At 44.7% G+C, this 26,500-nt stretch carries 25 protein-coding genes and 1 tRNA gene; 23 read left to right on the top strand and 3 right to left on the bottom strand.

Annotated features, from left to right (window positions below; genetic code table 11):
• Nucleotides 1–103 precede the first annotated feature (103 nt).
• From FLB61_RS00255 to FLB61_RS00190, 14 genes are all read left to right on the top strand, one after another.
• Nucleotides 104–592: a DUF6106 family protein gene (locus tag FLB61_RS00255; protein WP_087199619.1), complete on the top strand. Its 489-nt coding sequence runs from the start codon at nt 104–106 to the stop codon at nt 590–592.
• A gap of 96 nt (nt 593–688) precedes the next feature.
• Entirely contained in the window at nt 689–2,143 is a 1,455-nt protein-coding gene (guaB, locus tag FLB61_RS00250; RefSeq protein WP_087211193.1) for an IMP dehydrogenase, read from the top strand.
• A gap of 216 nt (nt 2,144–2,359) precedes the next feature.
• A complete protein-coding gene (locus tag FLB61_RS00245) occupies nt 2,360–3,031 on the top strand; it encodes a peptidoglycan recognition protein family protein (protein ID WP_087211232.1) in 672 nt (223 codons plus the stop codon).
• A 44-nt stretch (nt 3,032–3,075) separates the two neighbouring features.
• Nucleotides 3,076–4,053: a carbohydrate kinase family protein gene (locus FLB61_RS00240; RefSeq protein WP_087199624.1), complete on the top strand. Its 978-nt coding sequence runs from the start codon at nt 3,076–3,078 to the stop codon at nt 4,051–4,053.
• Nucleotides 4,047–4,547 carry a YqeG family HAD IIIA-type phosphatase gene (locus FLB61_RS00235; protein WP_087199626.1) on the top strand — a complete coding sequence of 167 codons (501 nt, stop codon included), beginning with the start codon at nt 4,047–4,049 and terminating at the stop codon, nt 4,545–4,547. The genes FLB61_RS00240 and FLB61_RS00235 overlap by 7 nt, the downstream gene beginning before the upstream one ends.
• A 15-nt stretch (nt 4,548–4,562) precedes the next feature.
• A complete protein-coding gene (gene aroD / locus FLB61_RS00230) occupies nt 4,563–5,318 on the top strand; it encodes a type I 3-dehydroquinate dehydratase (protein WP_221919103.1) in 756 nt (251 codons plus the stop codon).
• A 152-nt stretch (nt 5,319–5,470) separates the two neighbouring features.
• Nucleotides 5,471–6,028: an elongation factor P gene (efp, locus tag FLB61_RS00225; protein WP_087199630.1), complete on the top strand. Its 558-nt coding sequence runs from the start codon at nt 5,471–5,473 to the stop codon at nt 6,026–6,028.
• Nucleotides 6,029–6,206: 178 nt separating this feature from the next.
• Entirely contained in the window at nt 6,207–7,124 is a 918-nt protein-coding gene (locus FLB61_RS00220) for a DUF5688 family protein (RefSeq protein WP_087211201.1), read from the top strand.
• 48 nt (nt 7,125–7,172) lie between these two features.
• Nucleotides 7,173–7,928: an FAD binding domain-containing protein gene (locus FLB61_RS00215; protein ID WP_221919102.1), complete on the top strand. Its 756-nt coding sequence runs from the start codon at nt 7,173–7,175 to the stop codon at nt 7,926–7,928.
• Nucleotides 7,929–8,396 carry a (2Fe-2S)-binding protein gene (locus tag FLB61_RS00210; RefSeq protein ID WP_221919101.1) on the top strand — a complete coding sequence of 156 codons (468 nt, stop codon included), beginning with the start codon at nt 7,929–7,931 and terminating at the stop codon, nt 8,394–8,396.
• Nucleotides 8,397–8,400: 4 nt separating this feature from the next.
• Complete coding sequence (locus FLB61_RS00205) at nt 8,401–10,680, top strand: xanthine dehydrogenase family protein molybdopterin-binding subunit (RefSeq protein WP_221919100.1); 2,280 nt, start codon at nt 8,401–8,403, stop codon at nt 10,678–10,680.
• A complete protein-coding gene (gene yqeB / locus FLB61_RS00200) occupies nt 10,677–12,038 on the top strand; it encodes a selenium-dependent molybdenum cofactor biosynthesis protein YqeB (RefSeq protein ID WP_087199638.1) in 1,362 nt (453 codons plus the stop codon). The genes FLB61_RS00205 and yqeB overlap by 4 nt, the downstream gene beginning before the upstream one ends.
• Complete coding sequence (gene yqeC / locus FLB61_RS00195) at nt 12,023–12,745, top strand: selenium cofactor biosynthesis protein YqeC (protein WP_087199640.1); 723 nt, start codon at nt 12,023–12,025, stop codon at nt 12,743–12,745. Before yqeB ends, yqeC begins: the two co-directional genes overlap by 16 nt.
• Complete coding sequence (locus FLB61_RS00190) at nt 12,735–13,763, top strand: XdhC family protein (RefSeq protein WP_221919099.1); 1,029 nt, start codon at nt 12,735–12,737, stop codon at nt 13,761–13,763. Before yqeC ends, FLB61_RS00190 begins: the two co-directional genes overlap by 11 nt.
• An 84-nt stretch (nt 13,764–13,847) precedes the next feature.
• Here FLB61_RS00190 and FLB61_RS00185 read toward each other — a convergent pair whose 3' ends face one another.
• Nucleotides 13,848–14,420, bottom strand: coding sequence for a xanthine phosphoribosyltransferase (locus FLB61_RS00185; protein WP_087211209.1), 573 nt, complete (start codon nt 14,418–14,420; stop codon nt 13,848–13,850).
• Nucleotides 14,421–14,602: 182 nt separating this feature from the next.
• Here FLB61_RS00185 and FLB61_RS00180 point away from each other — a divergent pair.
• Nucleotides 14,603–14,674, top strand: a tRNA-Arg gene (locus FLB61_RS00180).
• Nucleotides 14,675–14,753: 79 nt separating this feature from the next.
• Here FLB61_RS00180 and FLB61_RS00175 read toward each other — a convergent pair.
• The gene (locus FLB61_RS00175) at nt 14,754–15,674 is read right to left on the bottom strand and encodes a deoxyribonuclease IV (protein ID WP_221919098.1); all 921 of its coding nucleotides are present in this window, start codon (nt 15,672–15,674) and stop codon (nt 14,754–14,756) included.
• Nucleotides 15,675–15,876: 202 nt separating this feature from the next.
• On the opposite strand from FLB61_RS00175, the gene argS reads away from it, so the two are divergent.
• The 6 genes from argS to tsf all read left to right on the top strand — a co-directional run bounded on the left by argS (nt 15,877) and on the right by tsf (nt 22,985).
• Complete coding sequence (gene argS / locus FLB61_RS00170; protein ID WP_221919097.1) at nt 15,877–17,643, top strand: arginine--tRNA ligase; 1,767 nt, start codon at nt 15,877–15,879, stop codon at nt 17,641–17,643.
• A gap of 3 nt (nt 17,644–17,646) precedes the next feature.
• Nucleotides 17,647–18,807, top strand: a complete 1,161-nt coding sequence (locus FLB61_RS00165; RefSeq protein WP_221919096.1) for an alanyl-tRNA editing protein — start codon at nt 17,647–17,649, stop codon at nt 18,805–18,807.
• The gene (locus FLB61_RS00160) at nt 18,800–19,672 is read left to right on the top strand and encodes a CPBP family intramembrane glutamic endopeptidase (protein WP_087211219.1); all 873 of its coding nucleotides are present in this window, start codon (nt 18,800–18,802) and stop codon (nt 19,670–19,672) included. Before FLB61_RS00165 ends, FLB61_RS00160 begins: the two co-directional genes overlap by 8 nt.
• A gap of 235 nt (nt 19,673–19,907) precedes the next feature.
• The gene (locus FLB61_RS00155) at nt 19,908–21,053 is read left to right on the top strand and encodes a C40 family peptidase (RefSeq protein ID WP_087199754.1); all 1,146 of its coding nucleotides are present in this window, start codon (nt 19,908–19,910) and stop codon (nt 21,051–21,053) included.
• 217 nt (nt 21,054–21,270) lie between these two features.
• Nucleotides 21,271–22,029, top strand: a complete 759-nt coding sequence (gene rpsB / locus FLB61_RS00150) for a 30S ribosomal protein S2 (protein ID WP_087199653.1) — start codon at nt 21,271–21,273, stop codon at nt 22,027–22,029.
• A 35-nt stretch (nt 22,030–22,064) separates the two neighbouring features.
• Nucleotides 22,065–22,985, top strand: a complete 921-nt coding sequence (tsf, locus tag FLB61_RS00145; RefSeq protein ID WP_087199655.1) for a translation elongation factor Ts — start codon at nt 22,065–22,067, stop codon at nt 22,983–22,985.
• Between the two features lie 141 nt (nt 22,986–23,126).
• Here tsf and FLB61_RS00140 read toward each other — a convergent pair whose 3' ends face one another.
• Nucleotides 23,127–23,627, bottom strand: coding sequence for a YbaK/EbsC family protein (locus FLB61_RS00140; RefSeq protein WP_221919095.1), 501 nt, complete (start codon nt 23,625–23,627; stop codon nt 23,127–23,129).
• Between the two features lie 129 nt (nt 23,628–23,756).
• On the opposite strand from FLB61_RS00140, the gene FLB61_RS00135 reads away from it, so the two are divergent.
• Together FLB61_RS00135 and FLB61_RS00130 are read left to right on the top strand one after the other, a co-directional pair.
• Nucleotides 23,757–25,004 (top strand): DUF6070 family protein, encoded by a 1,248-nt coding sequence (locus tag FLB61_RS00135; RefSeq protein ID WP_221919094.1) that lies wholly within the window; start codon nt 23,757–23,759, stop codon nt 25,002–25,004.
• Nucleotides 25,005–25,100: 96 nt separating this feature from the next.
• Nucleotides 25,101–26,441 carry an MATE family efflux transporter gene (locus FLB61_RS00130; RefSeq protein ID WP_221919093.1) on the top strand — a complete coding sequence of 447 codons (1,341 nt, stop codon included), beginning with the start codon at nt 25,101–25,103 and terminating at the stop codon, nt 26,439–26,441.
• Nucleotides 26,442–26,500: the final 59 nt, after the last annotated feature.

The raw sequence follows: 26,500 nt of genomic DNA, 5'->3' as shown, positions 1-26,500 counted from the left end.
TAAATAATCATGAAATTTTTGAAAACTCCTCTTAAGAGGAGTTTTCTTTTTTATATAGAATGTGGTATACTGTTTACGAATAAAAAAAGTGGAGGAAAAGAATATGAGTGACTACTATACAGAACAGTTGGTAAAGAAAAAAACAAGCGGGAAGGACATTATGATCAAATCGCTCCTTGTGGCAGTCACAGTAATGTCGTTTCTGATCGTACCTTTGATGCCGTTTCTGCTGATCGTTCCGGTGCTGCTGATTGTCCTTGATTACTTCATGTTCCGTAGACTGGATCTGGAGTATGAGTATCTGTATGTCAACGGGGATCTGGATATCGACAAAATCATGGGAAAACAGAAGAGAAAAAGAATTTTCTCCATGAACATCTCAGAATTGGAACTGCTTGCACCGATGGGGGCAGGGGAGCTCAATCAGTATCGCAATGCCAAAGTGCTCGATTTTAGTTCTCAGATGCCAAATGCCAGATGTTACGTGATGGTCATTGCCAAAAACGGACAGCAGACAAAAGTGATATTTGAGCCGGAACAGGTCATTCTCGAGGGAATGAGGATGCTGGCACCTAGAAAAGTTATTCTCTAGTATTTCATAAAAATATTGACATGACATCAATTTTTTTGTATCATAAGTTTCAAACTAAAAAAGGAACAGTCAGAGAAAGAGAGGAATTAAGAAGTCATGGGTAAAATTATTGGAGAAGGCATTACATTTGACGATGTACTTTTAGTACCTGCGTATTCGGAAGTGATTCCGAATCAGGTCGATTTGACAACGTACTTGACAAAGAAGATCAAGCTGAATATTCCGATGATGAGTGCTGGTATGGATACCGTTACAGAGCACAGAATGGCGATTGCAATGGCACGTCAGGGTGGGATTGGTATCATCCACAAAAATATGTCCATCGAAGCGCAGGCGGAAGAAGTAGACAAGGTAAAGCGTTCTGAAAATGGGGTTATCACGGATCCATTTTATCTTTCTCCGGAGAATACGCTGGAAGATGCAAATGAGCTGATGGGGAAATTCCGTATTTCCGGTGTACCGATTACAGAGAATGGAAAGCTTGTCGGGATCATCACAAACCGGGATTTGAAATTTGAGACAGATTTTACGAAGAAAATAAAAGAATCCATGACTTCAGAAGGGCTGATCACTGCCCCGGAAGGAATCACACTGGAAGAAGCAAAGAATATTCTTGCAAAGGCAAGAAAAGAAAAGCTTCCGATCGTAGATAAGGATTTTAACCTCAAAGGACTTATCACGATCAAAGATATCGAAAAACAGATCAAATATCCGCTTTCTGCAAAGGACGAGCAGGGACGTCTGCTCTGTGGTGCAGCAGTAGGAATCACTGCGAATTGCCTGGAAAGAGTAGAAGCGCTTGTCAATGCAAAAGTAGATGTTGTTGTCCTTGACTCAGCACATGGACATTCCGCAAACGTGATTCGTTCAGTAAAGATGATCAAGGAAAAATTCCCGGATCTTCAGGTTATCGCCGGAAATGTTGCGACAGGAGAAGCAACACGTGCTTTGATTGAGGCAGGAGTGGATGCAGTCAAAGTGGGAATCGGACCGGGATCTATCTGTACAACACGTGTCGTTGCCGGAATCGGTGTTCCTCAGGTAACAGCTGTTATGGACTGTTATGAAGTGGCAAAAGAGTATGGTATTCCGATTATCGCCGACGGAGGTATCAAATACTCTGGAGATATGACGAAAGCCATCGCCGCAGGTGCGAATGTCTGCATGATGGGAAGTATCTTTGCAGGATGTGATGAAAGCCCGGGAACATTCGAACTGTATCAGGGAAGAAAATACAAAGTTTACCGCGGAATGGGATCCATTGCAGCTATGGAAAACGGAAGCAAAGACCGCTATTTCCAGGCAGATGCAAAGAAACTTGTTCCGGAAGGTGTAGAAGGCCGCGTGGCATATAAAGGAACTGTGGAAGACACGGTATTCCAGCTCATGGGTGGTCTGAGAGCCGGAATGGGATATTGTGGAACCCCTACAGTGGAAGAGTTGAAGCAGAACGGACGTTTTGTAAAGATCACAGCAGCTTCACTGAAAGAAAGCCACCCACACGATATTCATATCACAAAAGAAGCGCCGAACTACAGCGTGGACGAATAAGATTTTTATCGGGCAGTTCCGTAAGGAGCTGCCCGTTTTGCATTTGATAAGAGCGCTGTAAGCAGGATAGATACTGCTGGCAGGCGCTTTTTTGCATAGCCTCCCGTGACGGTAAAAATTAAGAAAAAAGACAGAATTTTTCCACATTATTTTAAAACAAAATTTGCATGTCCAGCTATAATAGAAGATGTCATCAAAGAAGAAGGGGAGGAAACAATGAGAAACAAAAGAAGAACATACAGGAGAAAAGCGGCAAAAAGGAGAAATCCTGTAAGGATAGGACTTATATTTCTCGTCGCACTTACGGTTTTACTTGGAGGTATGAAGTTGGTTCATACGGGATTTTTTTCCAATGCATATATAGAAGTGGAAGGAATCGATGCACACAGACCACAGATGGAAGTGGATCTGATCACGCCGAATTCTTACTCCAGACCACAGACAAAAACAGAACGGATAAAAAATATTGTGATTCACTACACTGCAAATCCTGGATCGACGGCACAGCAGAACAGGGATTACTTTGACGGATTGAAGGATACGCATCTCACAAAGGCAAGCAGCCATTTTGTGGTAGGGCTTGATGGGGAGATCGTACAGTGTATTCCTACATGGGAGGTTGCGTATGCTTCTAATGACCGAAATAAGGATACCGTATCTATTGAGTGCTGCCATTTGGACGAAACAGGAAAATTCAACGATGCAACCTATCAGTCTCTTGTTCATTTATCAGCCTGGCTCTGCATGAAATTTGATTTATCAGAAGAAGACCTCATCCGACATTATGATGTCACAGGGAAAATCTGTCCGAAATATTTTGTGGATTATCCGGAGAAGTGGGACGAGTTTCGCTCCGATGTAGGAAAAGTTCTTGAAAATATGAAGTAAAATCTGTATGATAAAAAGTAGAAAACAAGATGGAGGAATCATCAATGGAAAAACAATACGATGTAATTGCCATGGGCGAACTTTTGATCGATTTCACGATGAATGGAAAAAGCGGACAAGGAAACGGATTGTTTGAGGCGTGCCCGGGCGGTGCGCCGTGCAACGTATTGGCAATGCTTGGAAAACTTGGAAAGAAGACTGCATTTATCGGAAAAGTAGGAAAAGATCAGTTTGGAGAACTTTTGAAACATACACTGAAGGATGCAGGAATCAATACGGACTGCTTGTATATGGACGCAGATGTGCATACAACATTGGCGTTTGTACATACATTTGAAAACGGAGATCGAGATTTCTCCTTTTATCGAAATCCGGGAGCGGATATGATGCTTACGGAGGAAGAGATTGACCCGGAATTCCTGAAAAAAGGAAAGATCTTTCATTTCGGAACTCTTTCCATGACAGATGAAGGAGTGAGAAAAGCTACAAAGAAAGCACTGCGGATCGCGAAGGAAGCAGGGATGCTGATTTCATTTGACCCGAATCTTCGTCCGCCGCTTTGGACATCTCTGGATGATGCAAAAGAGCAGATGAAATACGGATTCGGGTATTGCGATATTTTGAAAATTTCAGACAACGAAATCCAATTTATATCCGGAAAAGAAGACTACGATGAGGGGATCCATTGGCTTTATGAGACATACCGCATACCACTGATCCTTCTTACCATGGGAAAAGACGGAAGTCGTGCTTACTACAAAGGCCGTAAGGTAGAGAAGCCTGGATTTGTCTGCAAACCGGTCGAAACAACAGGCGCAGGAGACACATTCTGCGGCAGTGCGCTGAATTTTATCGTAGAGCACGGGATGGATGACCTTACCGATGAAGATCTTGGAAGGATGCTGACCTTTGCCAATGCAGCAGCGTCCATCATTACGACGCGGAAGGGAGCGATCCGCTCTATGCCGGAGCAAGAGGAAGTGGAAGCGCTTGTGAAAAAAGCGGAGGAAAAAGTATGTTAAAAACATTTTTTCCGGATGAGTACATCGCATCTACTTACATCATTCCATTCGAAGCGCTGTACAGCGAGGGATACAGAGGAATTATATTTGATATCGACAACACATTGGTTCCTCACGGTGCTCCTGCAGATGAGAGAGCAAAAAAATTGTTTAAAAGATTAAAAGACATGGGATTTGACTGCTGTCTGCTTTCTAATAATCAGGAGCCGCGCGTAAAAATGTTCAATAAAGAAATCGGGGTGCATTATATTTTCAATGCACACAAACCATCGGTCAAGAATTATGAAAAGGCCATGGAACTCATGGGAACGGACAAGTCCTCCACACTTTTTGTCGGAGATCAGCTCTTTACCGACGTGTGGGGGGCGAAAAGGGCAGGAATCCGCAATATCCTTGTCAGACCCATACATCCGAAAGAAGAGATCCAGATTGTGCTGAAGCGGTATCTGGAAAAAATTGTTTTGCACTTTTATAAAAAAGAGCAGAAAAAATAAGATAAGGAGCAGACGGTGAGGACAGTAGAGATTAGAAATACAGTGATTGGGGAAGGAATCCCGAAAATCTGTGTGCCGGTTATGGGAGGAAACAAAGAGGACATCTTGGAATCGGCCAGAAGAGCGGCTGAAGAAAGGGTAGATCTGGCAGAATGGAGGGCAGACTTTTTTGAAGGCATTTCCGAAACAAATGCGGTGGAAGAAGTGCTGAGAGAACTGAGAAAAATCCTTGGATCCATTCCGTTGCTTTTTACCTTCCGGACGAAAGAAGAAGGCGGCAGCGCAGAACTTGAGACGGATGCTTATATCCGACTCAATCTGGATGTTATTCGGACACGGCAGGCAGATCTCGTGGATATTGAACTTTTCAAAGGCGAAAACCACGTGGATCTGCTTTGCAAAGAGTGTTTGACACATGGTACAAAACTTCTTATGTCAAACCATGATTTTGAAAAGACGCCGGAAAAGGACGAAATCGTGAAACGGCTCACAAAAATGCAGAATCTTGGGGCGGATATTGCAAAAATTGCGGTAATGCCAAAGAAAAAAGAAGATGTAAAAAAGCTTCTGGATGCCACGTGGGAGATGCAGATCTTTCACGATGAGACACCGGTCGTTACGATGTCTATGGGAGATATGGGCGTCATAAGCCGGGTTTGCGGAGAGTTTTATGGCTCTTCCGTCACGTTTGGATGTATTGGACAAGCTTCTGCACCTGGGCAGCTGGAGGTTGGAATATTGCGTCAAATGCTGCATCGTTTTGCCGGCTAAAGGTGCACAAAGAGAGAAAATTTGGAAGATTCTGAAGGAAAATAGTAACTTACAGTTGAAAAACTGACAGGAATCATATAAAATAATAACTAATGAAAAGATTAAGAAAATAAGAAAGAATGCACTTTGTATTCGTTTAAGGAGGATTTAACATGATTTCAGCAGGCGAATTTAGAAACGGTTTAACCGTTGAAATCGAAGGAACAGTATACCAGATTTTGGAGTTCCAGCATGTGAAACCAGGTAAAGGTGCAGCGTTTGTGAGAACAAAACTGAAAAACGTTATGAATGGAGGAGTTGTTGAAAAGACATTTCGTCCGACAGAAAAATTCCCGAAAGCTCATATAGAGAGAAAGTCCATGCAGTATCTGTATTCAGATGGAGATCTGTACCACTTTATGGATGGAGAGACATTCGATCAGATCGCGCTGAATGAAGAGACGATCGGCGATGCACTGAAATTTGTAAAAGAAAACGAAGAGGTAAAGATCTGTTCTTACCAGGGAGAAGTGTTCGCAGTAGAACCACCGTTATTTGCAGAACTTGCGGTAACAGAAACAGAGCCAGGCGTAAAAGGAGATACAGCTACAGGAGCTACCAAGCCGGCTACAGTTGAGACAGGTGCTACAGTTATGGTTCCGCTGTTTGTAAACGAAGGAGACGTACTGAAGATCGATACACGTACTGGAGAATATTTATCAAGAGTATAAGAAAAGTCAAAAGCCCCGTTTTTCGGGGCTTTTTCTATGCATGGAGCTTACTCACTTTGTCCTTGAAAAATGGAAAGAGAAGCAGTATAATAAATCCATACCAAATCAAATTCAAATCTGAAAAGTTCTCTGCGGAGAAATACCGCATCCCATTCCGACAGGCCGGAAGGAGCCTTTGATGGAATATCAGTCATTTTTAGCGGAAGTAAAAGAGAGTATAAAAAAGAAACTGTATGGAAAAGTTGATGTACAGGATTTTCACGCAGTCAAAAATAATGGGGAAATGAGGAGAGGATTTTTATTTCAAAGTTATAATGGAAATATCTCGCCAGTTATTTATATGGAAGATTATTTCCGAAGGTACAATGAAGGAGAAGAGATCGAAGAAATCATCGAGGAGTTGGAGATATTTTATGATCATGTCAAGAAGGTGCCGGATCCGGTCATGGAGGCGGAGAAGCTTTCGGACTTCAGGGAAATGAAGAACCGAATAGTTTTTCGCCTTGTAAACAGAGAGCGGAACACGGATCTTTTGAGGGAAGTACCAAGTTATTCCTTTCAGGATCTTGCAGTGATTTTCTATGTGCTGTTTGACGCGCGCAAGTATCATGCCATCTCCATGCTTATTACACGGGAACATCTGAAAAAATGGGGAATCCAGGAAGAGGATATATGGCAGTATGCAAAGGTCAACACGCCAAGGCTTCTACCGCCGGAAATCAAAGATATCCACGAGATGCTGAAAGAATTTCTGACACCTCAGGAAGTAAAAAAGGATGAGCGTTTCCGGGGAAATTTGTTTGTATTGACAAATATACAGAGAAATTATGGGGCATCTGTAGTGATCTATCCGGGTGTTCTTGAGAAGATTTCCGATATCTGGAAAGAAAGTTTTTATATTTTGCCAAGCAGTGTGCATGAGATGATTCTTGTGCCGGAGAGCAAAAGCCCTTCTGCCGGTGCTCTGAAAGAGGCAGTATACAGCATCAATCGGACAGATGTAGCAAAGGAAGAATGGTTGTCGGATAGAGTATATTATTTTCAGAGAGAGAAAAAAGAAGTTTTTGATATAGATATTATGCAAAATCTATGTTAAAATAAAATGAACTATGGGTAATTTCTTATGTACAGGAGGAGAAGCATTTTGATAACAGTAAGGAACTATGTGAAACCGGCCACGGTGGAAGAAGCGTATGAGCTGAATCAAAAGCGTGCAAACCGTGTGATCGGCGGAATGATGTGGGTTCGGATGAGCAAAGGAAATGTCGGTACATTGATCGACCTGTCCGGGCTTGGCATGGACAAGATCGTGGAAGAAGAGGAGCAATTCCGGATTGGCTGTATGTGTACTCTGCGTCAGTTGGAACAGCATGAAGGGCTGAATTCTGCTTTTGCAGGGGTATTTGAAGAATGTACAAGACATATTGTGGGAGTACAGTTCCGAAATGGAGCTACGGTCGGAGGAAGTGTCTTTGGCAGATTCGGTTTTTCAGACATCCTTACAGCGCTTCTTGCCCTGGACACAAGTGTAAAATTATATAAAAGGGGAATTGTTCCTCTGGCGGAATTTGTCGAAATGGAACGGGATCGCGACATCCTGGAAGAGATCATTGTCCGTAAGGATAAAAGACGTGCAGTTTATTTTTCTGAGAGAATGAGCAGCACAGATTTCCCGATTCTTGCATGTGCAGTGTCAGAAAAAGACAGGGTATACCGGGTTTCCATAGGCGCCAGACCAATGAGGGCTTCCTGCATCGAAGGAACGGAAGAAGAGATGAAAGATGCATATCGACGCTTTTCTTATGGCAGCAACATGAGAGGAAGCAGCGAGTACAGGGAGCATCTGGCAGAAGTGCTGATCAGACGCGCCATAAATGCTTTGAAAGAGAGGGATGCATAGATGGAATTACGTTTTGAGCTGAATGGAAAACCGGTTACGGCAGAGATCGAGGCCGGGGAACTTTTATTTGATGTTCTCAGAAGACTTGGATGCTACAGCGTGAAGTGCGGATGCGAGACGACGAACTGCGGGCTTTGTACAGTGTGGGTAGACGGAAAACCAATGCTTTCCTGTTCCGTTCCTGCGGCACGTATGGAAAACCATGCGGTCACAACGATGGAAGGACTTCAGGAAGAGGCGGCGAGGTTTGGAGCATTTCTGGCAAAAGAAGGGGCAGAACAGTGTGGATTTTGTTCCCCGGGATTTATTATGAACGTCCTTGCCATGGAAAAGGAACTCTGCCGCGATGGACGGATCCCTGAAAAGGAAGAGATTCGGGAGTATCTGGCCGGAAATCTGTGCAGATGTACCGGATATGTTGGACAAATGCGTGCAGTTGAAAAGTATCTGAGAGAAAGTAGAGGATAAGGGCATGAAAAAAGTAAGCCAGGCAATACCGAAAGTAGATTCACAGGCATTGGTAACAGGGAAAGCGGTGTATACGGATGATATTGCACCAAAGGACTGTCTTATCGTAAAAATACTGAGAAGTCCGCACGCACATGCGATGATCAAAAGTATCGATACATCCAGGGCGATGAAGGTGCCGGGCGTTGTTTGTATACTGACATACGAAGATTGTCCAGATCAGCGCTTTACGATGGCAGGGCAAACATATCCGGAGCCAAGTCCATATGACAGGTTGATTCTTGATCGGAGGGTGCGCTTTGTCGGAGACGCGGCTGCCATTGTGGCTGCTGAGACAAAGGAAGCAGCGGAAAAAGCACTCAGAATGATCAAAGTGGATTACGAAGTGCTGACACCGCTTCTGGATTTCAGAAAGGCAAAAGACAATGAGATCCTTGTCCATCCGGAGGACAATTGGAGAAGCCTCTGTCCAGTGGGCGCAGATAACAAGAGGAATCTGTGCGCCAGCGGGAAGGAAGAGGACGGAGATGTAGATGCCGTGCTGGCAGAATGCGACTATGTGGTGGAGGAGACGTATCACACGAAAGCCAACCAGCAGGCTATGATGGAAACATTCCGTACATATACATACATGGATGTTTATGGACGGTTGAACGTCGTATCTTCGACTCAGGTTACGTTCCATGTCAGAAGGATCCTCTCCAACGCTCTTGGTATACCGAAATCTAAGATTCGGGTAGTCAAACCAAGGATCGGCGGAGGATTCGGAGCGAAACAGTCAAGTGTGTCGGAAGTGTATCCTGCCCTCGTGACGCTTAAGACAGGACGTCCTGCAAAGATCATTTTCACAAGGGAAGAATCCCAGACAGCATCCTCTCCTCGGCATGAGATGGAGATCAAAGTCCGAGTCGGCGCGGACAAAGACGGCATTATCCGGGCTATCGATGTATATACACTGTCAAATACTGGCGCTTTCGGAGAACATGGACCGACAACCGTAGGGCTTTCCGGGCACAAGTCCATTCCGCTCTACGGAAAGACAGATGCTTTCCGTTTTGTCTACGACGTTGTTTACACGAACGTGATGTCCGCAGGAGCTTACCGTGGTTATGGTGCCACTCAGGGGATTTTTGCGGTGGAATCAGCAGTCAATGAACTGGCTTTAAAGATGCATATGGATCCGGTGGCGCTGCGGGAAAAAAATATGGTCAAAGAAGGGCAGGTAATGCCGGCCTATTACGGCGAGACAGCCAACAGCTGTGCGCTTGACCGCTGTATGGAACATGCGAAACAGTTATTTGGATGGGATGAAAAATATCCGTCCAGAGATATGGGGAACGGGAAAGTCAGAGGAGTCGGCGTAGCTATGGCAATGCAGGGGTCTGGTATTTCCAACGTGGATACCGCTTCTGTGGCTATGAAAGTTAATGATGATGGATTTTACAGTTTGATGATAGGGGCATCCGACATGGGAACCGGATGTGACACCATTCTTGCACAGATGGCAGCAGACTGCATGGAATGTGAGATGGAAGATATCATTGTGTCCGGTGTTGACACGGATAGCTCCCCATATGATACAGGATCTTACGCTTCCAGCACGACGTATGTGACGGGAATGGCAGTTATAAAGACATGCGAAAAGCTCAAAGAGAAAATTCGGATGAAAGGCGCAGAGTATCTGGGACACAATGTTGACGAAGTAGAGTTTGATGGAAAGAAAGTCTGGTGTCCGGAAGATGGAAGCGAGATTTCTCTGAAAGATATCGGAAACCAGGTTATGTGCAGGAATGAAGAGGCGCTTTTTGCATCTGAAGCACATTTTTCTCCGATTTCTCCTCCGCCGTTTATGGTTGGGATGGCCGAAGTGGAAGTCGACAAAGAAACAGGCGCAGTGACGCCGATCGATTACGTGGCAGTTGTAGACTGCGGAACGGTTGTCAACCCAAGTCTCGCAAGAGTACAGACAGAAGGCGGTCTTGTGCAAGGAATCGGCATGGCGCTTTACGAAGATGTTGTATATAATGAAAAAGGAAAAAATTTCAGCAATTCCTTTATGCAGTACAAAATACCGACAAGAATGGATACCGGAGACATCCGGGTGGAATTCGAAAGCAGCTACGAGCCGACTGGACCGTTTGGAGCCAAGTCCATAGGAGAGATCGTGATCAATACTCCGTCTCCGGCTATCGCAGCGGCAGTAGAAAATGCTGTAGGCGTCCGTATCCGGGAGCTTCCTATTACGGCGGAAAAAGTTTACAGGGAAATGAAGAAACAGTCATGAAAGTACATTTGATCATTCTGGCGGCGGGCAGAAGCCTGCGCTATGGTAAGAAAGACAAGCTGTCTGAGCAGGTGGGCGGGAGGAAACTCCTTCCCAGCCTGCTTTTTAAAATGGAGCAGATGAAAAAAGAATGGATGGGGTATCAGATACTTGTTTGTGGGGAAAATACAGAGAAAGCAGACTATACCGGGATAAGGGTTGTCAATGAAAATCCGGAAAAGGGAATTTCTTATTCTGTTTTTCTGGCACTTCATACACTGTGCGGACTTCCGGAATGGAAACCGCAGGATGCCGTGTGTTTTTGTACGGCAGATCAGCCGTTTTTGAAAAGAAGGACTGTAGAAAACATGGTAGAAGGATTCCTTGAAAGTAAAAAGGGAATCGGCTGTCTGTTTTTCAAGGGCCCGAAAAATCCCTGTGTGTTCGGGGGAAAATATGTTCCGGAATTATTGTCTCTAACAGGGGATACAGGAGGAAAGAAGGTGCTTCGCAGCCATATGGAGGATGTCTACTTCTATCCGGCAGAAAAGGAGGAAATCTGGGATATGGACGAGGAAAGGACGATTGTGATTCGCGGTGCAGGAGACCTGGCAAGTGGTGTTGGCTATGTACTCTATCAGGCGGGATACAGGATCTTGATGCTGGATGTGGAAAGGCCGGCCTGTATCCGAAGACAGGTGGCGTTCTGCCAGGCGATATACGAGGGAGTGTGTACGGTACAGGGTGTCACAGGACGGCTTGCTGCGGCAGAGGAAGAAGTAAAAAAAATCTGGTCAGACAAGGAAATTCCGGTGCTGATTGATCCAGAATGCACTTGTCTTGAATGGGTTCGTCCAATGGTAGTGATCGATGCCATTTTGGCAAAGAAAAATATTGGGACAAAACGAGATATGGCGCCGCTTACTATCGGCCTTGGACCAGGATTTACAGCAGGAAATGATGTGGATCTTGTGGTAGAAACGATGCGGGGAGATACGCTTGCCCATGTCTATGAAGAAGGGCGGGCTCTTGCCAATACCGGCGTTCCGGGGCTTATCGAGGGATACGGAAAGGAAAGGGTTATACATGCGCCTGCATCCGGAACGATCCGGTATTTTTATCGGGTAGGGGATCCTGTTCATAAAGGGGAAGTGATTGCCAAGGTTGGAAATACAGAGATCACGGCACCGATTTCCGGATATCTGAGGGGTGCGATCCACGAAAACTATCCGGTTGTCAAGGGACTCAAGATTATGGATATAGAACCCCGTATGGACGATAGGGAACGCTGTTTTAGGATATCGGATAAAGCTGAAAAGCTTGGAAAAGCTATTTGGAAAGCTATTACAAACTGGGAGGAACGATGCTGCGGGAACTAAATATCCTGGATGCGCAAAGTATCGCGTTTACCGGGGCAGGAGGAAAGACGACAGCAGTTTACACATGTGTGGAAGAGTTCCTGAAAGAAGGGATTCCGGCGCTGGCTGTCACAACGACAAAAATGAGAAAACCAAACAGGGATTTTATTCCATGGAATGAAGAAACAGATCTGGATAAGATTGTCCATATGATTCTCAAGGAGAGAAAGAGTCCAAAGCCAAGACTCTGGACATTGGGGGTGGATCTTCAAAATGGAAAAATTTCTGAAGCGCCGGAAGAAGTGTTCGGTTATATGAGAAAACAGGGGATCCGTCTCTGCGTGGAGGCAGACGGATCTGCAGGGAAATGGATCAAAGTACCGAGGGAATACGAGCCGGCAGTTCCAAGCTGGATCGATGTACAGATCGGGATTTTGAATGGACGTGCCATAGGGCGTACCTTTCTTGAAGCAGCGCACCGCCCGGAAGAATGTGCTGCATGGTTTCTGAAAGATCCGGATGAAAAAATTACGGCAGAGGATCTTGCGAAATTATATTTGCATCCTGAAGGCATCCTGAAAGGGCAGACCAAAAGGAAACGGGCAGTGCTGAGTGGGATGCGTCCGGGAGAGGGAATAACTTTTATGAGAAAATTTCCTAAGATGAAAGAAAAGATGAGAAAAAGCGGCTTGCCGTTTTATATATGGGAGTATGCTTATGCTGAATAGAGAAATATTGCAAAAAATAAAAGGACTGTATGAAAAAGACGGAGGGTGGATTGTAAGCATAATGGAAGCGGAAGGGACATGTCGGAAGACAGTGTTGGAAACAGACGAACAGCTTCCGAGTAAAAAATGGGAGATATGGAAAGCAGAGGCAGAAAGAAACGGGACAGCTCTTTGCAGGGGGGACGTCGGGAGCGAAGTATTTCTGGAGGCAGCAGAAAAGAAAGACCGGGTTGTCATCTGCGGTGCAGGATATGTTGGATATGCCCTTGCGCGGCTGTGCGTTCTTACCGGGATTCGGACCATCGTCATAGAGGATAGAGATTATTTTGCTGAAAAGGCCAGGGAAGCGGGAGCAGATCTCGTTATCTGCCGGCCTTTTGAAGAGGCAGTCCGTGACCTGCCGGAAGAAAAAAATACTGCTTTTGTTGTCGTGACAAGAGGACATGCTTACGATCAGAGATGTCTGACTGCCATCGCAGGGAAAAAAGCATACTATGTTGGAATGATGGGGAGTCGGACAAGAGCGGCCATGATGGGAAAAGAACTGGAAAACCAGGGAGTGGAGGCAGAGTGGATCAGGAATCTGCATGCACCTATCGGTCTTGAAATTGGCGCTCAGACCCCGGAAGAAATCGCTGTTTCTGTTCTTGCAGAAATTTTATCTGAACGGACACGGCTTGGATGCGGACGGAAAGAAGGACATGAAGTATTTGACCGGGCATGCCAAAAGCTGGAAAAGAAAGAAAAGTTTATTCTGGCCACCATTTTGGAAAGAAAGGGTTCAGCCCCGCGTAAAGAAGGGACGCATTTTATCGTGTCAGAGTCAGAGAACACATTCGGAACCATCGGCGGAGGAAAGCTGGAAGCGGATGTGAAAGAAGCGGCCCAAAATATGCTCAAAAGCGGGAAAGAAACAGAAATCCTTCATGCAGATCTGAATAATAAAGACGCTGCGGAAGAAGGACTTGTATGTGGAGGAAGAGTAAAGGTTCTCCTGGAAGCGGGAGTTTTTGAGTAGAATAACAGAAAAAAGAAAGCCATACATTTACGTGTGCCTGCAAAAGAAGCAGGCAGCACGACCTGTGTGGCAATGGAAATGAAGCTATTCGGCAAAAGTTAAAGAAGTGTCCGTCATAGAGTCGACAATCGCAAGAGATTCAAGATGAATTCCAAGATCACGTATTTTTTGGCCGCCGGACTGGAAGCCCTTTTCGATTACGATACCTGCTCCTTCTATGGCGGCGCCTGCGTCATTGACAAGAGAAATCAGTCCCAGGAGAGCGCATCCATTTGCAAGGAAATCATCGATGATCAGGACGCGGTCTTCCGGCCCAAGAAACTTTTTGGACAGGATGACGTCATAAGTACGTTTGTGAGTAAAGGATTCGACTTTGGAGTGATACACTTCGCCGTCGATATTGATGCTCTGGGCCTTTTTGGCAAATACCACCGGAACATGGAAGTACTGGGCTGCGATACAGGCGATGCCGATACCGGATGCCTCGATCGTAAGGATTTTTGTAATCTTGTCAGAAGGGAAAAGCCTGCGGAATTCTTTTCCAATCTCATTGATCAGATCGATATCCATCTGATGATTCAGAAAACTGTCAACTTTCAATACGTTGCCAGGCTTTACCACTCCGTCTTTCAAAATGCGTTCTTTCAGAAGCTTCATAGTTTTGTTCCTTCCTTATCAGATATAGTAGTGCTGCGCACGACACGCGGCCATTTGTAATATATCATACAGAAAGGGAAAGAGAATTTCAATCTAAAAATAAAAAAAATGTCGGATATTTGCGCTTTACATTGAGAGAATTATATGGTATTATAATCTACGCGTTCAACAATACGCAGCATACACCTATAGCTCAGGGGATAGAGCACCGCCCTCCGGAGGCGGGTGCGGCGGTTCGAATCCGCCTAGGTGTGTAAAACCGCAGGTCTTGTGGCCTGCGGTTTTTCGTTGTATGAAAAATTCGTTTGTATAAAAAGAAAGAGGAAGCGGAGGCTACAGTCCAATGATCTCAGATTGTATATCTGGGCGGAACACATTATTGCGCAGCATTTCGATTTCGTGCTTGTAAGGAGGAAATGTCTTTTTTGGATTTTTTGGATGCGGGACGTAAGGTGTCTCAAGGATTTTCGGAACATGCATAAAATCCGGATGATGTACGATATGGGAAAGAGCGTCAAATCCGATTTCGCCGAATCCTATATTTGCATGGCGGTCTTTCCGGGCAGCCAGCGGGTTTTTGCTGTCATTGATATGGAAGACTGAAATCTGGTCTTTCCCAAGGAGACGGTCAAATTGATCGATCACACCGTCGAAATCATGCACGACATCGTAACCGCTGTCATTTACATGGCATGTGTCAAAACAGACGCGGAGTTTGTCGTTGTGCACGACACCGTCGTAAATCTGTGCCAGTTCCTCAAAAGTACAGCCAAGCTCAGAGCCTTTGCCGGACATTGTTTCCAGGGCGATGTGACATGGAGTGTCGGCAGATAATACCTCATTGAGTCCTTTTACGACTTGGCGGATTCCCTCTTTTTGTCCGGCACCGACGTGGGATCCTGGATGGAGAATCAATATGTGGCTTCGGCAGGCGTGGGTCCGCTGGATCTCCAGGGAAAGAAATTCTACCGCAAGCTGAAATGTCTCCGGTTTTATGGAGTTTCCCAGGTTGATGATGTAAGGAGCGTGCACAATGATATCGGAAATACCGTTGGCTTTCATATAATCCCATGCCTCCGGTATCCTCAGTTCGCTGATTGCCTTGCGGCGGGTATTTTGCGGGGCTCCGGTATAGAACATGAATGTATCAGCGCGATAGGACACTGCTTCTTTTGCGGAGCCGAGAAGCATCTCTTTTCCGCTCATTCCAACATGGGAACCAAGGATTGGTAAAGAATGTATCGGTGTAGTCATTTGTATTTTCCTTTCTTGTTAAAAATAAGAATCATTATTGATTTTAAAAGAGAAAAGGGAAAAAAGCAAGAGGAAATAAAAATTTTGTTGTTGGACGGAAATGCATGTGCTAAAATAAAGAAACATACGTTGTATTGCCATGCGCAAAAGCGCAGATTTTTACAGTAAAAATGAATTCACAGATAAAGGGGAAGCGATAAAAATGAAAAAACTGGCAGAATTTCTTGAAGAAGAAGTAAAGGCTGCATTTGAGAAAGCAGGTTATGACGGAAGCTATGCAAAAGTGACACTGTCTAATCGCCCGGATTTGTGCGAATATCAGTGCAATGGTGCGATGGCACTGGCAAAAACATACCGGAAAGCACCGATCATGATCGCAAACGATGTGACAGCACATTTAAAAGAAAGTCATGTGTTGAAATCAGTCGAAGCAGTTAACCCTGGTTTTATTAATATGGTAGTAAATGAGGCTTTTCTTGCGGAGTTTGCTCAAGCTATGAAAAACGAGGAGAAGCTGGGGGTAGATGAGACAAAAGAAAAGAAAAAAGTGATCCTGGATTTCGGCGGGGCCAATGTGGCAAAGCCGCTCCATGTGGGACATCTGCGGTCAGCCGTGATCGGGGAAAGCTTAAAGAGGATCATCCGGTTTAAGGGTCACGATGTCATCGGAGATGTGCATCTCGGTGACTGGGGATACCAGATGGGGCTTGTCATCACAGAGCTTGGAAAGCGTAAGCCGGATCTTCCTTATTTTGATGAAAATTTTGAAGGAGAGTATCCGCAGGAAGCTCCGTTTACCATTGGAGACCTGGAAGAAATTTACCCGTATGCGAGCGGATATGCAAAAGAGCATGAAGACTATAAGGCAGAAGCACTGAACGCGACATTCGAACTTCAGAATGGAAGAAGAGGCTACCGCGCACTGTGGCGCCATATCATGAATGTTTCTGTTTCCGATCTCAAGAAAAATTATGGAAATCTGAATGTGACATTTGACCTCTGGAAAGGGGAGGCAGATGCTCAGCCGTATATCCCGGATATGGTAGAGATGATGAAAGAAAAAGGCTTTGCACATATCGATCAAGGAGCGCTTGTTGTGGATGTCAAAGAAGAATCAGACACGAAAGAGATTCCGCCATGCATGATCCTCAAGTCAGACGGCGCTGCGCTTTATGATACGACTGACCTTGCAACGCTAGTGGAAAGAGAAGAGTTATATAAGCCGGACGAAGTCATCTATGTGGTAGATAAAAGACAGGAACTGCATTTTGTGCAGGTATTCCGTTGTGCGAAAAAAACAGGGATTGTTCCGGAAAACACAAAACTTACGTTCATTGGCTTCGGAACAATGAACGGAAAAGACGGAAAACCGTTTAAGACAAGAGAGGGCGGTGTTATGCGCCTGGCAGATCTGATCCAGGGGATCAATGATGAGATGCTCACAAAGATTACGGAAAACAGGACAGTGGCACCGGAAGAAGCAGAAGAGACAGCAAAGCTTGTCGGACTCGCTGCGCTGAAATACGGAGACCTTTCCAACCAGGCTGCAAAAGACTATATCTTTGACCTTGACAAATTTGCTTCTTTTGAAGGAAATACAGGTCCGTACATCTTGTATACTATTGTCAGGATCAAGTCGATCTTAAACAAATATAAAGAAAATGGCGGTGTTGTGGAGACAGCTAAGATACGTGTCCCAGACGGGGAGGCAGAAAAGGCGCTGATGCTGGAAGCTGCGAAATTCAACGGGGTGTTTGATACGGTGGTGGAAGAACTTGCACCGCATAAGATCTGCGCTTATGTATATGATCTTGCCAACACATTTAATCGCTTTTATCATGAGACAAGGATTCTGGGCGAAGAAGACGAAGACAGAAAGTCCGGATTTATCGCACTCTTATCTCTTGTGAAAGAAATTTTGGAAACATCCATTGATCTTTTGGGATTTGAAGCGCCGGAAAGGATGTAGCATATGACCGAGAAGCTTTTTTATGAAGATGCATATCGGAAAGAATTTGATGCCAGGGTTTTGTCCTGCCGTCCGGTTCCTGAAAAAGGATATGAAGTCGTTCTTGACAGGACGGCTTTTTTCCCGGAAGGGGGCGGACAGTACGGTGATGTCGGAGAAATCAGCGGCGTCCGTGTGTCGGACACGCAGGAAAAGGACGGCGACGTCATCCATTATACTTCAGAGCCTCTGCAGGAAGGAGCGGCTGTCACAGGTAAGATAGACTGGGAGATCCGATTTTCGAGAATGCAGCAGCATACAGCGGAGCATATTTTGTCCGGGCTTGCCCATTCTATTTTTGGGTATCAGAATGTAGGATTCCATCTGAGTGACGAAATATGCACAATGGATTTCAGCGGTCCGGTCACAAAAGAAGAGATGGAGGAAATCGAAAAAAGAGCCAACGAGGCTGTATACAAAAATATTGAAGTAAATGTCCTTTGCCCATCAAGGGAGGAACTGAAAAATTTTGAATACAGAAGTAAGATTGAGATTGAAGGACAGGTACGGATCATACAGATTCCCGGATATGATACTTGTGCATGCTGTGCACCTCATCTTAAAAGGACCGGGGAGATTGGGCAGATCAAAGTTATCGGACTTATGAATTATAAAGGCGGTGTCCGAGTAACGATGGTAAGCGGAAACCGTGCTCTTTGTGATCATGAAAAGAGAGAAAAAGACATGAAAGAAATCTCCAAGCTTTTGTCGGCAAAAGAGTGGGAACTGCCGGAAGCAGTACAGAAACTCAAAGATGATATGGAAAGACAAAAGAGCGAGGTTTTGTCTCTCCAGAGAAAGCTCATCACATACAAAGCAGCTGAAGTGCCGGCAGGTCAGAAACTTGCCTGTCTGTTTGAAAAAGATCTGGATGGGACAGGCATACGGGAACTGATGAACCAAGTATTGGAGAATCATGTGACGGTGTGCGGTGTCTTTCTCCAAAAGGGAGAAGGGTGGCAGTATGTTGTCGGCAGCAGGGAGAAAGATGTGAGGGAAATTGGTAAGAAACTCAATGAAAGATTTCACGGACGAGGCGGAGGGAAACCGGAAATGATACAGGGATCACTCCAGGGACGTCCAGAAGATATTAAAAGCTTTTTTGAGGAGACAGTAAATGGATAATTATCAATATTACAGAAGACCTTCCAATCCGATAACAAGAGTGCTCGTGCCTCTTTTGATCTATTGGGGGATTGGGCTTTTATGTCAGTTTATTGTTACCGCATCTTACATGGTGGCACATGCCAACGAACTTCTGGCAGCCTATGAAAGCGAGGCAAAACTGCAGGCTTTTATGGAAGAAGCGTTTCGGTTCATTTTTCGTTTTTCCACGGAAACCACAGCAGTAGGAGCTCTGATCATGCTGCCGATCTGTATCTATATGATACGGAAAGACAAACGAATGAGAGCATTTTCTGGAATCAAGGAAAATGTGTGGAAAGGACCGGCTAAGATTTATCCTCTGACGGTAGGGTTCGGGGTTACGGCTGGAATCGTGGTAAACAATCTTCTGATCCTGAGCAACATCCGTGCCATCAGCCAGAGCTACCAGACGACGTCGGAAGCACTGTATTCTGCACCGCTGGCAACGCAGCTGATATGTCTTGGGATTATTGTGCCGATTTTGGAAGAATGCCTCTATCGAGGAGTGATCTATAGAAGGGTCCGAGACATGTCAAGCTGGAAAAAAGCGGCTGTGATTTCGTCTCTGATTTTTGGATTCGTCCACGCCAATCTAGTACAGGCAATCTATGGTTTTGTGTTTGGACTTGCGTTGTGCTGGCTGTATGAAAAGCAGACGACACTTAAGGTCCCTGTACTGTTGCACTGTACAGTAAATATCGTGTCCGTGATCATGACTGCGACAGACGGATATCTCTGGATCTTTAAGACGCCTGTCCGCATGGGTATTATTACGGTTGCCTGTGCGGCTCTTGCATCTGGAATATTTGTTCTTTTAAAAGGAATCCACAGTCCGGAACAATAGACCGCATAGTGGAGCATGAGAAAAATGTTACAAATATATTAAAAAATGTTGCAAATTTTCTTAAGGTGATATATACTATGCAATATGAGAACAAACCACAAGATATGTGGTCTGAGAGAAAAATATGCCTGAAAAGCAAAGAAAGATTCAGGCATTTTTTCAGGCAGCGAGTCGGCACGAAAGTGACCGGGGCAGACAAATAAAGGATGTTGATTTCAGGACAGGAGAGAAGAACATGAACAAATTTGGAAAGAAACTTGTTATAGCATTGATGGCGAGTTCCATGCTGGTAACACCGGTTTACGCAGCACCAAATACAAATGAAATCCAGGCACAGAAAGAGCAAAAAGAACAGGAAGTGAAATCTCTGCAGCAGCAGCTCCAGAGCATGGTAACAAAAATTGCTGATCTGGAACAGCAGATGATCACAAAAGGAGAAAAAGTCATCCAGGCCAAAGAAGATCTGGCAAAAGCAGAAGAACAGCAGAAAGAGCAGTACGAGGCAATGAAGCTTCGGATTAAATATATGTACGAGCAGGGAGATGTGTCAGCGCTGGAAGATCTCTTCACATCCAGCAGTATTGCGGATTTTCTGAACAAAGCAGACTACATCGAGACCGTACATAAGTATGACAGAGAAAAACTGCAGGAGTACGTAGATACAAAAGAGAAAATCGAGAAGCTGAAACAGCAGCTGGAAGATGATCTCAAGAAAATGGAGACCATGCAGGCTTCCTTTGAGAAGGAAAAAGAACAGCTGAACGCAACGATTCAGAGCAAACAGGCAGAAGTGTCAGACTTGAATCAGCAGCTCCAGGAAGCGGTACGAAAAGCCGCTGAAGAGCAGCAAAAGAAAGAGGAAGAGGAAGCAAAGAAACGTCAGGAAGAACAGCGTCAGGATAATACGGAACAGACTCCGGGAAATTCAGATGATGGCGACTCTACACCGAGCAATCCGGGAGGAAATACTCCTTCCAGACCGGATGCAGGAGGATCAGGCAACACTGGTAATTCCGGCAATTCTGGAAGCTCCAATACTGGAAACACAAGCGTTGCACAGGCGATTGTAAATGCAGCTTACAGCTGCCTTGGAACTCCATATGTATGGGGCGGCAACACACCGGGATCCGGACTTGACTGTTCCGGTCTTGTAAAATACGCACACAATGCAGCAGGCATCACAAATATCGCCAGACAATCCGGGGCTATCGGATCTGGCGGGAAGGCGGTTTCAAGTCCGCTTCCGGGAGATGTCGTATGTTACAGCGGACATGTGGGAATCTACATCGGCGGAGGTCAGATGATCCATGCTCCAGAGCCAGGAGATGTTGTAAAAGTGGCGGCTGTGTACGGAAGTCCATGGTATAGAAGATACTGGTAAAAGAGAAAAGAAATAAAAAAGGTTCCGGGAAATTTCCGGAGCCTTTTCTTTCTGGAAAAGTTATGTAAAATACTTGCAAGAAAAGAGCGGATATGCTATACTACGAATGTTGCAAAAAAACACGCATGCGGTTACTTCCGGCGGTGCCAAAGGTTCGTCCGGCTCCGGAAGGCAGAAACATGCGGAAGAAAAAAACCAAATTTATGGAGGAAAAAACATGAGCGTTATTTCAATGAAACAACTTTTGGAAGCAGGTGTTCATTTTGGACATCAGACAAGAAGATGGAACCCGAAGATGGCTGAGTACATCTACACAGAAAGAAACGGAATCTATATCATCGACTTACAGAAATCCGTTGGAAAAGTAGATGAAGCTTACCAGGCTGTAGCTGATATCGCAGCAGAAGGCGGCACAATTCTTTTTGTAGGAACAAAGAAACAGGCTCAGGATGCGATCAAGACAGAAGCAGAACGCTGCGGAATGTTTTACGTAAATGAAAGATGGCTTGGAGGTATGCTTACAAACTTCAAGACAATCCAGAGCAGAATCGAACGTCTGAAAGAAATCGAAACAATGGCTGAAGACGGAACATTCGAAGTACTGCCGAAGAAAGAAGTTATCGCATTAAAGAAAGAATGGGAAAAACTGGAAAAGAACCTTGGCGGAATCAAGAACATGAAGAGACTGCCGGATGCTATTTTCGTAGTAGATCCGAAGAAAGAAAGAATCTGCGTTCAGGAAGCTCACACACTTGGAATTCCGTTGATTGGAATCGCTGATACAAACTGTGATCCGGAAGAACTTGATTACGTGATCCCGGGTAACGACGACGCTATCAGAGCAGTAAAACTGATCGTTGCAAAGATGGCAGACGCTGTTGTAGAAGCAAATCAGGGAACAACAGGCGAAGAAGTTTTTGAAGGCGAAGACGTTGCAGAAACTGCAGAAGAAGCTGAAGAAACAGTAGAAGAATAATCCATTTCGAAAGACAATTTCAGGAGGAAAACAAAATGGCAGTTACAGCAAGCATGGTAAAAGAATTAAGAGAAATGACAGGCGCAGGAATGATGGACTGCAAAAAAGCTCTTAATGAAACAAACGGAAATATGGATGAAGCCGTTGAATACTTAAGAAAGAACGGCCAGGCAAAAGCTGAGAAAAAAGCTGGAAGAATCGCAGCAGAAGGTCTTGTAAAAGCATCTGTAAAAGAAGACAAAGTAGCAGCAATCGTGGAAGTAAACTCTGAAACAGACTTTGTTGCTAAAAATGCTGAATTCCAGAGCTTTGTTGACGCTGTTGTTGAACAGGCAATCGATACAAAGGCAACAGACATGGATGGTTTCATGGCTGAAGCATGGAAGGCAGATACATCCAAGACAGTACAGGATGCACTGACAGAAAAAATCGCTGTTATCGGAGAAAAGTTAAGCATCAGAAGATTTGAAAAGATCGAATCTGAAGGATGTGTAGTAGCATATATCCACGGCGGCGGAAGAATCGGTGTTCTTGTAGAAGCTGAAGCTGATGTTGTGAACGATGAAATCAGAGCATGCTTAAAGAACGTGGCAATGCAGGTTGCAGCTATGTCTCCGAAGTATGTTTCCCGTGATGAAGTTTCTCAGGAATTTATGGATCACGAAAAAGAAATCTTACTTGCTCAGGCTAAGAAAGAAAACCCGAACAAACCGGACAATATCATCGAAAAGATGATCATCGGACGTCTGAACAAAGAATTAAAAGAATACTGTCTGTTAGATCAGGTATACGTACAGGACAGCGACCTTACAGTTGCTAAATACGTAGAAAAAGTTGCAAAAGAAAATGGTGCAAATGTCAAAGTGAAAAAATTTGTACGTTTTGAAACAGGCGAAGGAATCGAAAAGAAAGTGGACGATTTCGCAGCAGAAGTTGCAGCTCAGGCAGGAATGTAATCTCATAACTTAAAAGGTAAAAGCCGGATGGTTATCAATGACTGAAAACCATCCGGCTTTTTTCATGCCTATTTTATACATAACCATTCCCCCCAGACGGGAAGATGGCTATTAAATTTGATAGTGTCAACAGATTTTTACTTATACGTTATCGTTTTTGGTATCAGACTCGAGACACCATCCCCTGCACACATCAATCCAGCCGGCAGAGCAGGAGTAAGTTTCCAGTTCCTCCAAAGACAGGCTTACGGCACTGTGACCGTTGCCGGCCGCCGGGTATACTTTTTCAAAACGTCTGAGAGACTGATCAAGATATACGGTAACGCCGGGATGGACCGCAAATGGGCAAACTCCGCCAGGAGCGTGTCCGATATAAGTTTCCACCTGGTCTGCGGGAATCATCTTTGCTTTTTCATGGAATATATTTTTATATTTTTTATTATCCACTTTGGCGTCTCCTGCCGTGACGATCAAGATAGGATTTTCCGCTGCTAAGAATGATAGTGTTTTGGCGATCTGGCACGGCCGACAGCCGATCGCGCTTGCCGCTTCTTCTACTGTGGCGCTGGACTGGGCAAGCTCCATGATTCTTTGCTCCATACCGACACGTTTCAGATATTGTTTTACATTTTCGATAGACATTTCGTGCACCTTCTCTTTTTCATTTTTCTATTTCATTATACATCAGCAAGCAGAAGAATTCACTTGACTTTTAAATATTAGGGATATAGGATTTAAAAGGGCAAATAAGATTTAAAGAAGGGGCAATAAATGGATGATATAAGATGGGTAATAAAAAAGTATGGTATCTGGATCATACTGCTTATTCTTGTGCTTTTTGCAGGGTGCATGATATGGCAGAACCTGGGCGAAAAAGACAGAGAAGATTCTGTAAAGAAGACAGATACTACAGAAGAAGCAGGAAATGATGCGAATCAGGAAAAAGGTTACGACCTGCCGGTAGATGAAAAAGCAGAAGAAAAAGCTGTAAAAGACGGAAAAGAAAAGATGATGGATATAAAAGAGACCTATCAGGCTTTCCGTGGAGCAGCAGAAACCGGAGTTTTACCGGATGTAGCTATTCAGCAAATGGCAGAACAGTTAGAAAAGGATGGGAATATTGTTGTTGAGGGAACTGCATACGAAGTGATGCATCATTATGAAAAAATGGATGTGTTTCTAGGACAGGCAGCGCAGGGGAAAAAGGACCGGGTCACGATATACGAATTGCGGGAAAATGGAGATATCGGGAGAAGTGAATATATTTATGACGGGAAAGACATGTATGTGCTCAACACCGGATTCTCATGGGGAGAAGACGATGATATAGCTGTTTCCGACTCGACTCTCACAAGGATGGAATGGTTTACCTATACGGAGAAGGGGTGGTTTCTTTTTGAATACTGTGTCCCGCAGCCTCCTGACGTAACGGAGGTTATTGACGGGCATGACGCCATTAGAGTAAAACCGCTGGAGGAGAGAAATCGAGAGATTTCTGAGAAATATCTTTTCCCTATCGGATATCAGAGCAGTAATCTTTTGTGGTCGGACTGGGATAGTGAACATAAGGACAAGATTGATTACAACGCTTTGTTCGAATCGTTTTATGAAATAAAATACCAAGAGACGTTTCCTGTGGATAAATATGCCGATGGCATGCCAAAAGAGGAGTTTGAGGCAGTCATGAAAGAATATCTGCCAGTATCAGAGGAGGATCTTCAAAGGTTTGCAGTTTTTGATGCAGCAACGCAGCGTTATGCCTGGAACGAACAGGATTATAGAAGCAATGACTCCGGTGCGCTCGGGCTTTCTTTGCCGGAAGTGATCGGGATGAGGGGAGGGAAATACGGAACGATTGTGCTTACAGTAGATGCGGTATGCAAAAGCCTTGGAAGTGACCGCCTTATCCGCCATGAAATGATGGTAAGACAAGAAGGGGAGATGATCAAGTATCTGAGTAATCGTATACTGGAAAACAATATGGAGACATTGCCGGAATATCACTATCGGACAAAATAGACACAAAAGCGAAAAGATTTCAGAAAATAGGAAGATTATGTCAAAAATCTATGTTATAATAAAAAAGACAAACAGAGGATTAAGGGGGAAGAAAAAATGGAGACATCCAAGACACTAATGACAGAAGGCCCAATATGGAAGAAGATCATTTTTTTTGCCATACCGATTTTCCTGGGCAATCTATTTCAGCAAATGTACAATACGGCGGACTCGCTTATCGTCGGAAATTTTCTTGGAAGCAATGCGCTGGCTGCGGTTAGTTCTTCTGGGAATCTGATCTATCTGATGATCGGTTTTTTTAACGGAATTGCTATCGGTGCCGGAGTCGTGATAGCAAGATATTACGGAGCGCGGGATGAAGTAAGTGTGGAGCAGGCGGTTCATACGACCGTTGCCTTCGGGCTTGTGGCAAGTGCCGTGCTGACGATTGTGGGCGTATTTTTTGCACCACAGATTCTGATCTGGATGAAGACCCCGGAAGATGTCCTCCCAGAATCTGTGTCTTACTTTCGTGTGTACTTTATGGGATCTACGGGTTTTGTCATGTACAATATTTTTGTGGGCATTCTGCAGGCGGTAGGTGACAGCAAGCACCCGCTTTATTATCTGATCCTTTCTTCTGTCATCAATGTAGTGCTGGATCTCGTATTTATTGCCGGATTTGATATGGGAGTTGGTTCGGCGGCCTTCGCGACGGCAATTTCTCAGTTTGTGAGCGCATTTTTATGCATGACACAGCTGATGCGATCGAAAGAAGAATATAAACTTCAATGGAGGCGGGTAAGATTTGATCGGGAGATGTTAGGGCAGATCATCCGGTTTGGTTTGCCCTCCGGATTTCAGAATTCCATTATCGCCATTGCAAATGTAGTGGTACAATCCAATATCAATTCTTTTGGAGAGATGGCTATGGCAGGATGTGGGGCTTACTCTAAGATTGAAGGATTCGGATTCCTGCCGATCACAAGCTTTACCCTTGCCCTTACGACATTTGTAGGACAGAATCTGGGAGCGAAAGATTATGACCGTGCAAAAAAAGGAGCAAAATTTGGGATGTTCTGCGCTATGGGAATAGCGGAAGTCATTGGGATTGTGATCTTCATTTTTGCGCCGGTATTCACGGCAGCCTTTGACAGTACGCCGGAAGTGATCCGGTTTGGGGTGGAGAGAGCAAGGACAGCGGCGCTTTTTTACTTCCTACTGGCATTTTCTCACTCCGTGGCAGCCATACTGCGAGGAGCGGGGAAGGCAGTGGTGCCGATGGTTATCATGATGATTTTCTGGTGTGTGGTACGTGTGGCATTTCTGACAGGAGCAGGTATGTTCATTTCGTCCATTGCCATCGTATACTGGGTATATCCGCTGACATGGACATTGAGTTCTGTCGCATTTCTCATATATTACAAAAAAGCAGACTGGCTGCACAGTTTTTCATAATATTATTTTTTATTAAATTTCAGGCGTGTATCTTGAAAAAAGATATTTGCCTGAAATTT

It is taken from the genome of Sellimonas caecigallum, from assembly GCF_019754295.1.
Lineage (GTDB): Bacteria > Bacillota > Clostridia > Lachnospirales > Lachnospiraceae > Sellimonas > Sellimonas caecigallum.
This window is presented reverse-complemented; position numbering and strand designations above follow the sequence as displayed.

Excerpts from the sequence above, each read along its gene's own strand:
- FLB61_RS00205 (WP_221919100.1), top strand. The coding sequence starts at position 8,401 with ATGAAAAAAGTAAGCCAGGCAATACCGAAAGTAGATTCACAGGCATTG.
- rpsB (WP_087199653.1), top strand. The coding sequence starts at position 21,271 with ATGAGCGTTATTTCAATGAAACAACTTTTGGAAGCAGGTGTTCATTTT.
- FLB61_RS00185 (WP_087211209.1), bottom strand. The coding sequence starts at position 14,420 with ATGAAGCTTCTGAAAGAACGCATTTTGAAAGACGGAGTGGTAAAGCCT.
- FLB61_RS00155 (WP_087199754.1), top strand. The coding sequence starts at position 19,908 with ATGAACAAATTTGGAAAGAAACTTGTTATAGCATTGATGGCGAGTTCC.
- guaB (WP_087211193.1), top strand. The coding sequence starts at position 689 with ATGGGTAAAATTATTGGAGAAGGCATTACATTTGACGATGTACTTTTA.
- FLB61_RS00235 (WP_087199626.1), top strand. The coding sequence starts at position 4,047 with ATGTTAAAAACATTTTTTCCGGATGAGTACATCGCATCTACTTACATC.
- FLB61_RS00140 (WP_221919095.1), bottom strand. The coding sequence starts at position 23,627 with ATGTCTATCGAAAATGTAAAACAATATCTGAAACGTGTCGGTATGGAG.
- FLB61_RS00255 (WP_087199619.1), top strand. The coding sequence starts at position 104 with ATGAGTGACTACTATACAGAACAGTTGGTAAAGAAAAAAACAAGCGGG.
- argS (WP_221919097.1), top strand. The coding sequence starts at position 15,877 with ATGAAAAAACTGGCAGAATTTCTTGAAGAAGAAGTAAAGGCTGCATTT.
- FLB61_RS00135 (WP_221919094.1), top strand. The coding sequence starts at position 23,757 with ATGGATGATATAAGATGGGTAATAAAAAAGTATGGTATCTGGATCATA.
- FLB61_RS00160 (WP_087211219.1), top strand. The coding sequence starts at position 18,800 with ATGGATAATTATCAATATTACAGAAGACCTTCCAATCCGATAACAAGA.
- yqeC (WP_087199640.1), top strand. The coding sequence starts at position 12,023 with ATGCTGCGGGAACTAAATATCCTGGATGCGCAAAGTATCGCGTTTACC.
- FLB61_RS00130 (WP_221919093.1), top strand. The coding sequence starts at position 25,101 with ATGGAGACATCCAAGACACTAATGACAGAAGGCCCAATATGGAAGAAG.
- FLB61_RS00190 (WP_221919099.1), top strand. The coding sequence starts at position 12,735 with ATGCTGAATAGAGAAATATTGCAAAAAATAAAAGGACTGTATGAAAAA.
- yqeB (WP_087199638.1), top strand. The coding sequence starts at position 10,677 with ATGAAAGTACATTTGATCATTCTGGCGGCGGGCAGAAGCCTGCGCTAT.
- tsf (WP_087199655.1), top strand. The coding sequence starts at position 22,065 with ATGGCAGTTACAGCAAGCATGGTAAAAGAATTAAGAGAAATGACAGGC.
- efp (WP_087199630.1), top strand. The coding sequence starts at position 5,471 with ATGATTTCAGCAGGCGAATTTAGAAACGGTTTAACCGTTGAAATCGAA.
- FLB61_RS00175 (WP_221919098.1), bottom strand. The coding sequence starts at position 15,674 with ATGACTACACCGATACATTCTTTACCAATCCTTGGTTCCCATGTTGGA.
- FLB61_RS00165 (WP_221919096.1), top strand. The coding sequence starts at position 17,647 with ATGACCGAGAAGCTTTTTTATGAAGATGCATATCGGAAAGAATTTGAT.
- FLB61_RS00240 (WP_087199624.1), top strand. The coding sequence starts at position 3,076 with ATGGAAAAACAATACGATGTAATTGCCATGGGCGAACTTTTGATCGAT.
- FLB61_RS00210 (WP_221919101.1), top strand. The coding sequence starts at position 7,929 with ATGGAATTACGTTTTGAGCTGAATGGAAAACCGGTTACGGCAGAGATC.
- FLB61_RS00245 (WP_087211232.1), top strand. The coding sequence starts at position 2,360 with ATGAGAAACAAAAGAAGAACATACAGGAGAAAAGCGGCAAAAAGGAGA.
- FLB61_RS00220 (WP_087211201.1), top strand. The coding sequence starts at position 6,207 with ATGGAATATCAGTCATTTTTAGCGGAAGTAAAAGAGAGTATAAAAAAG.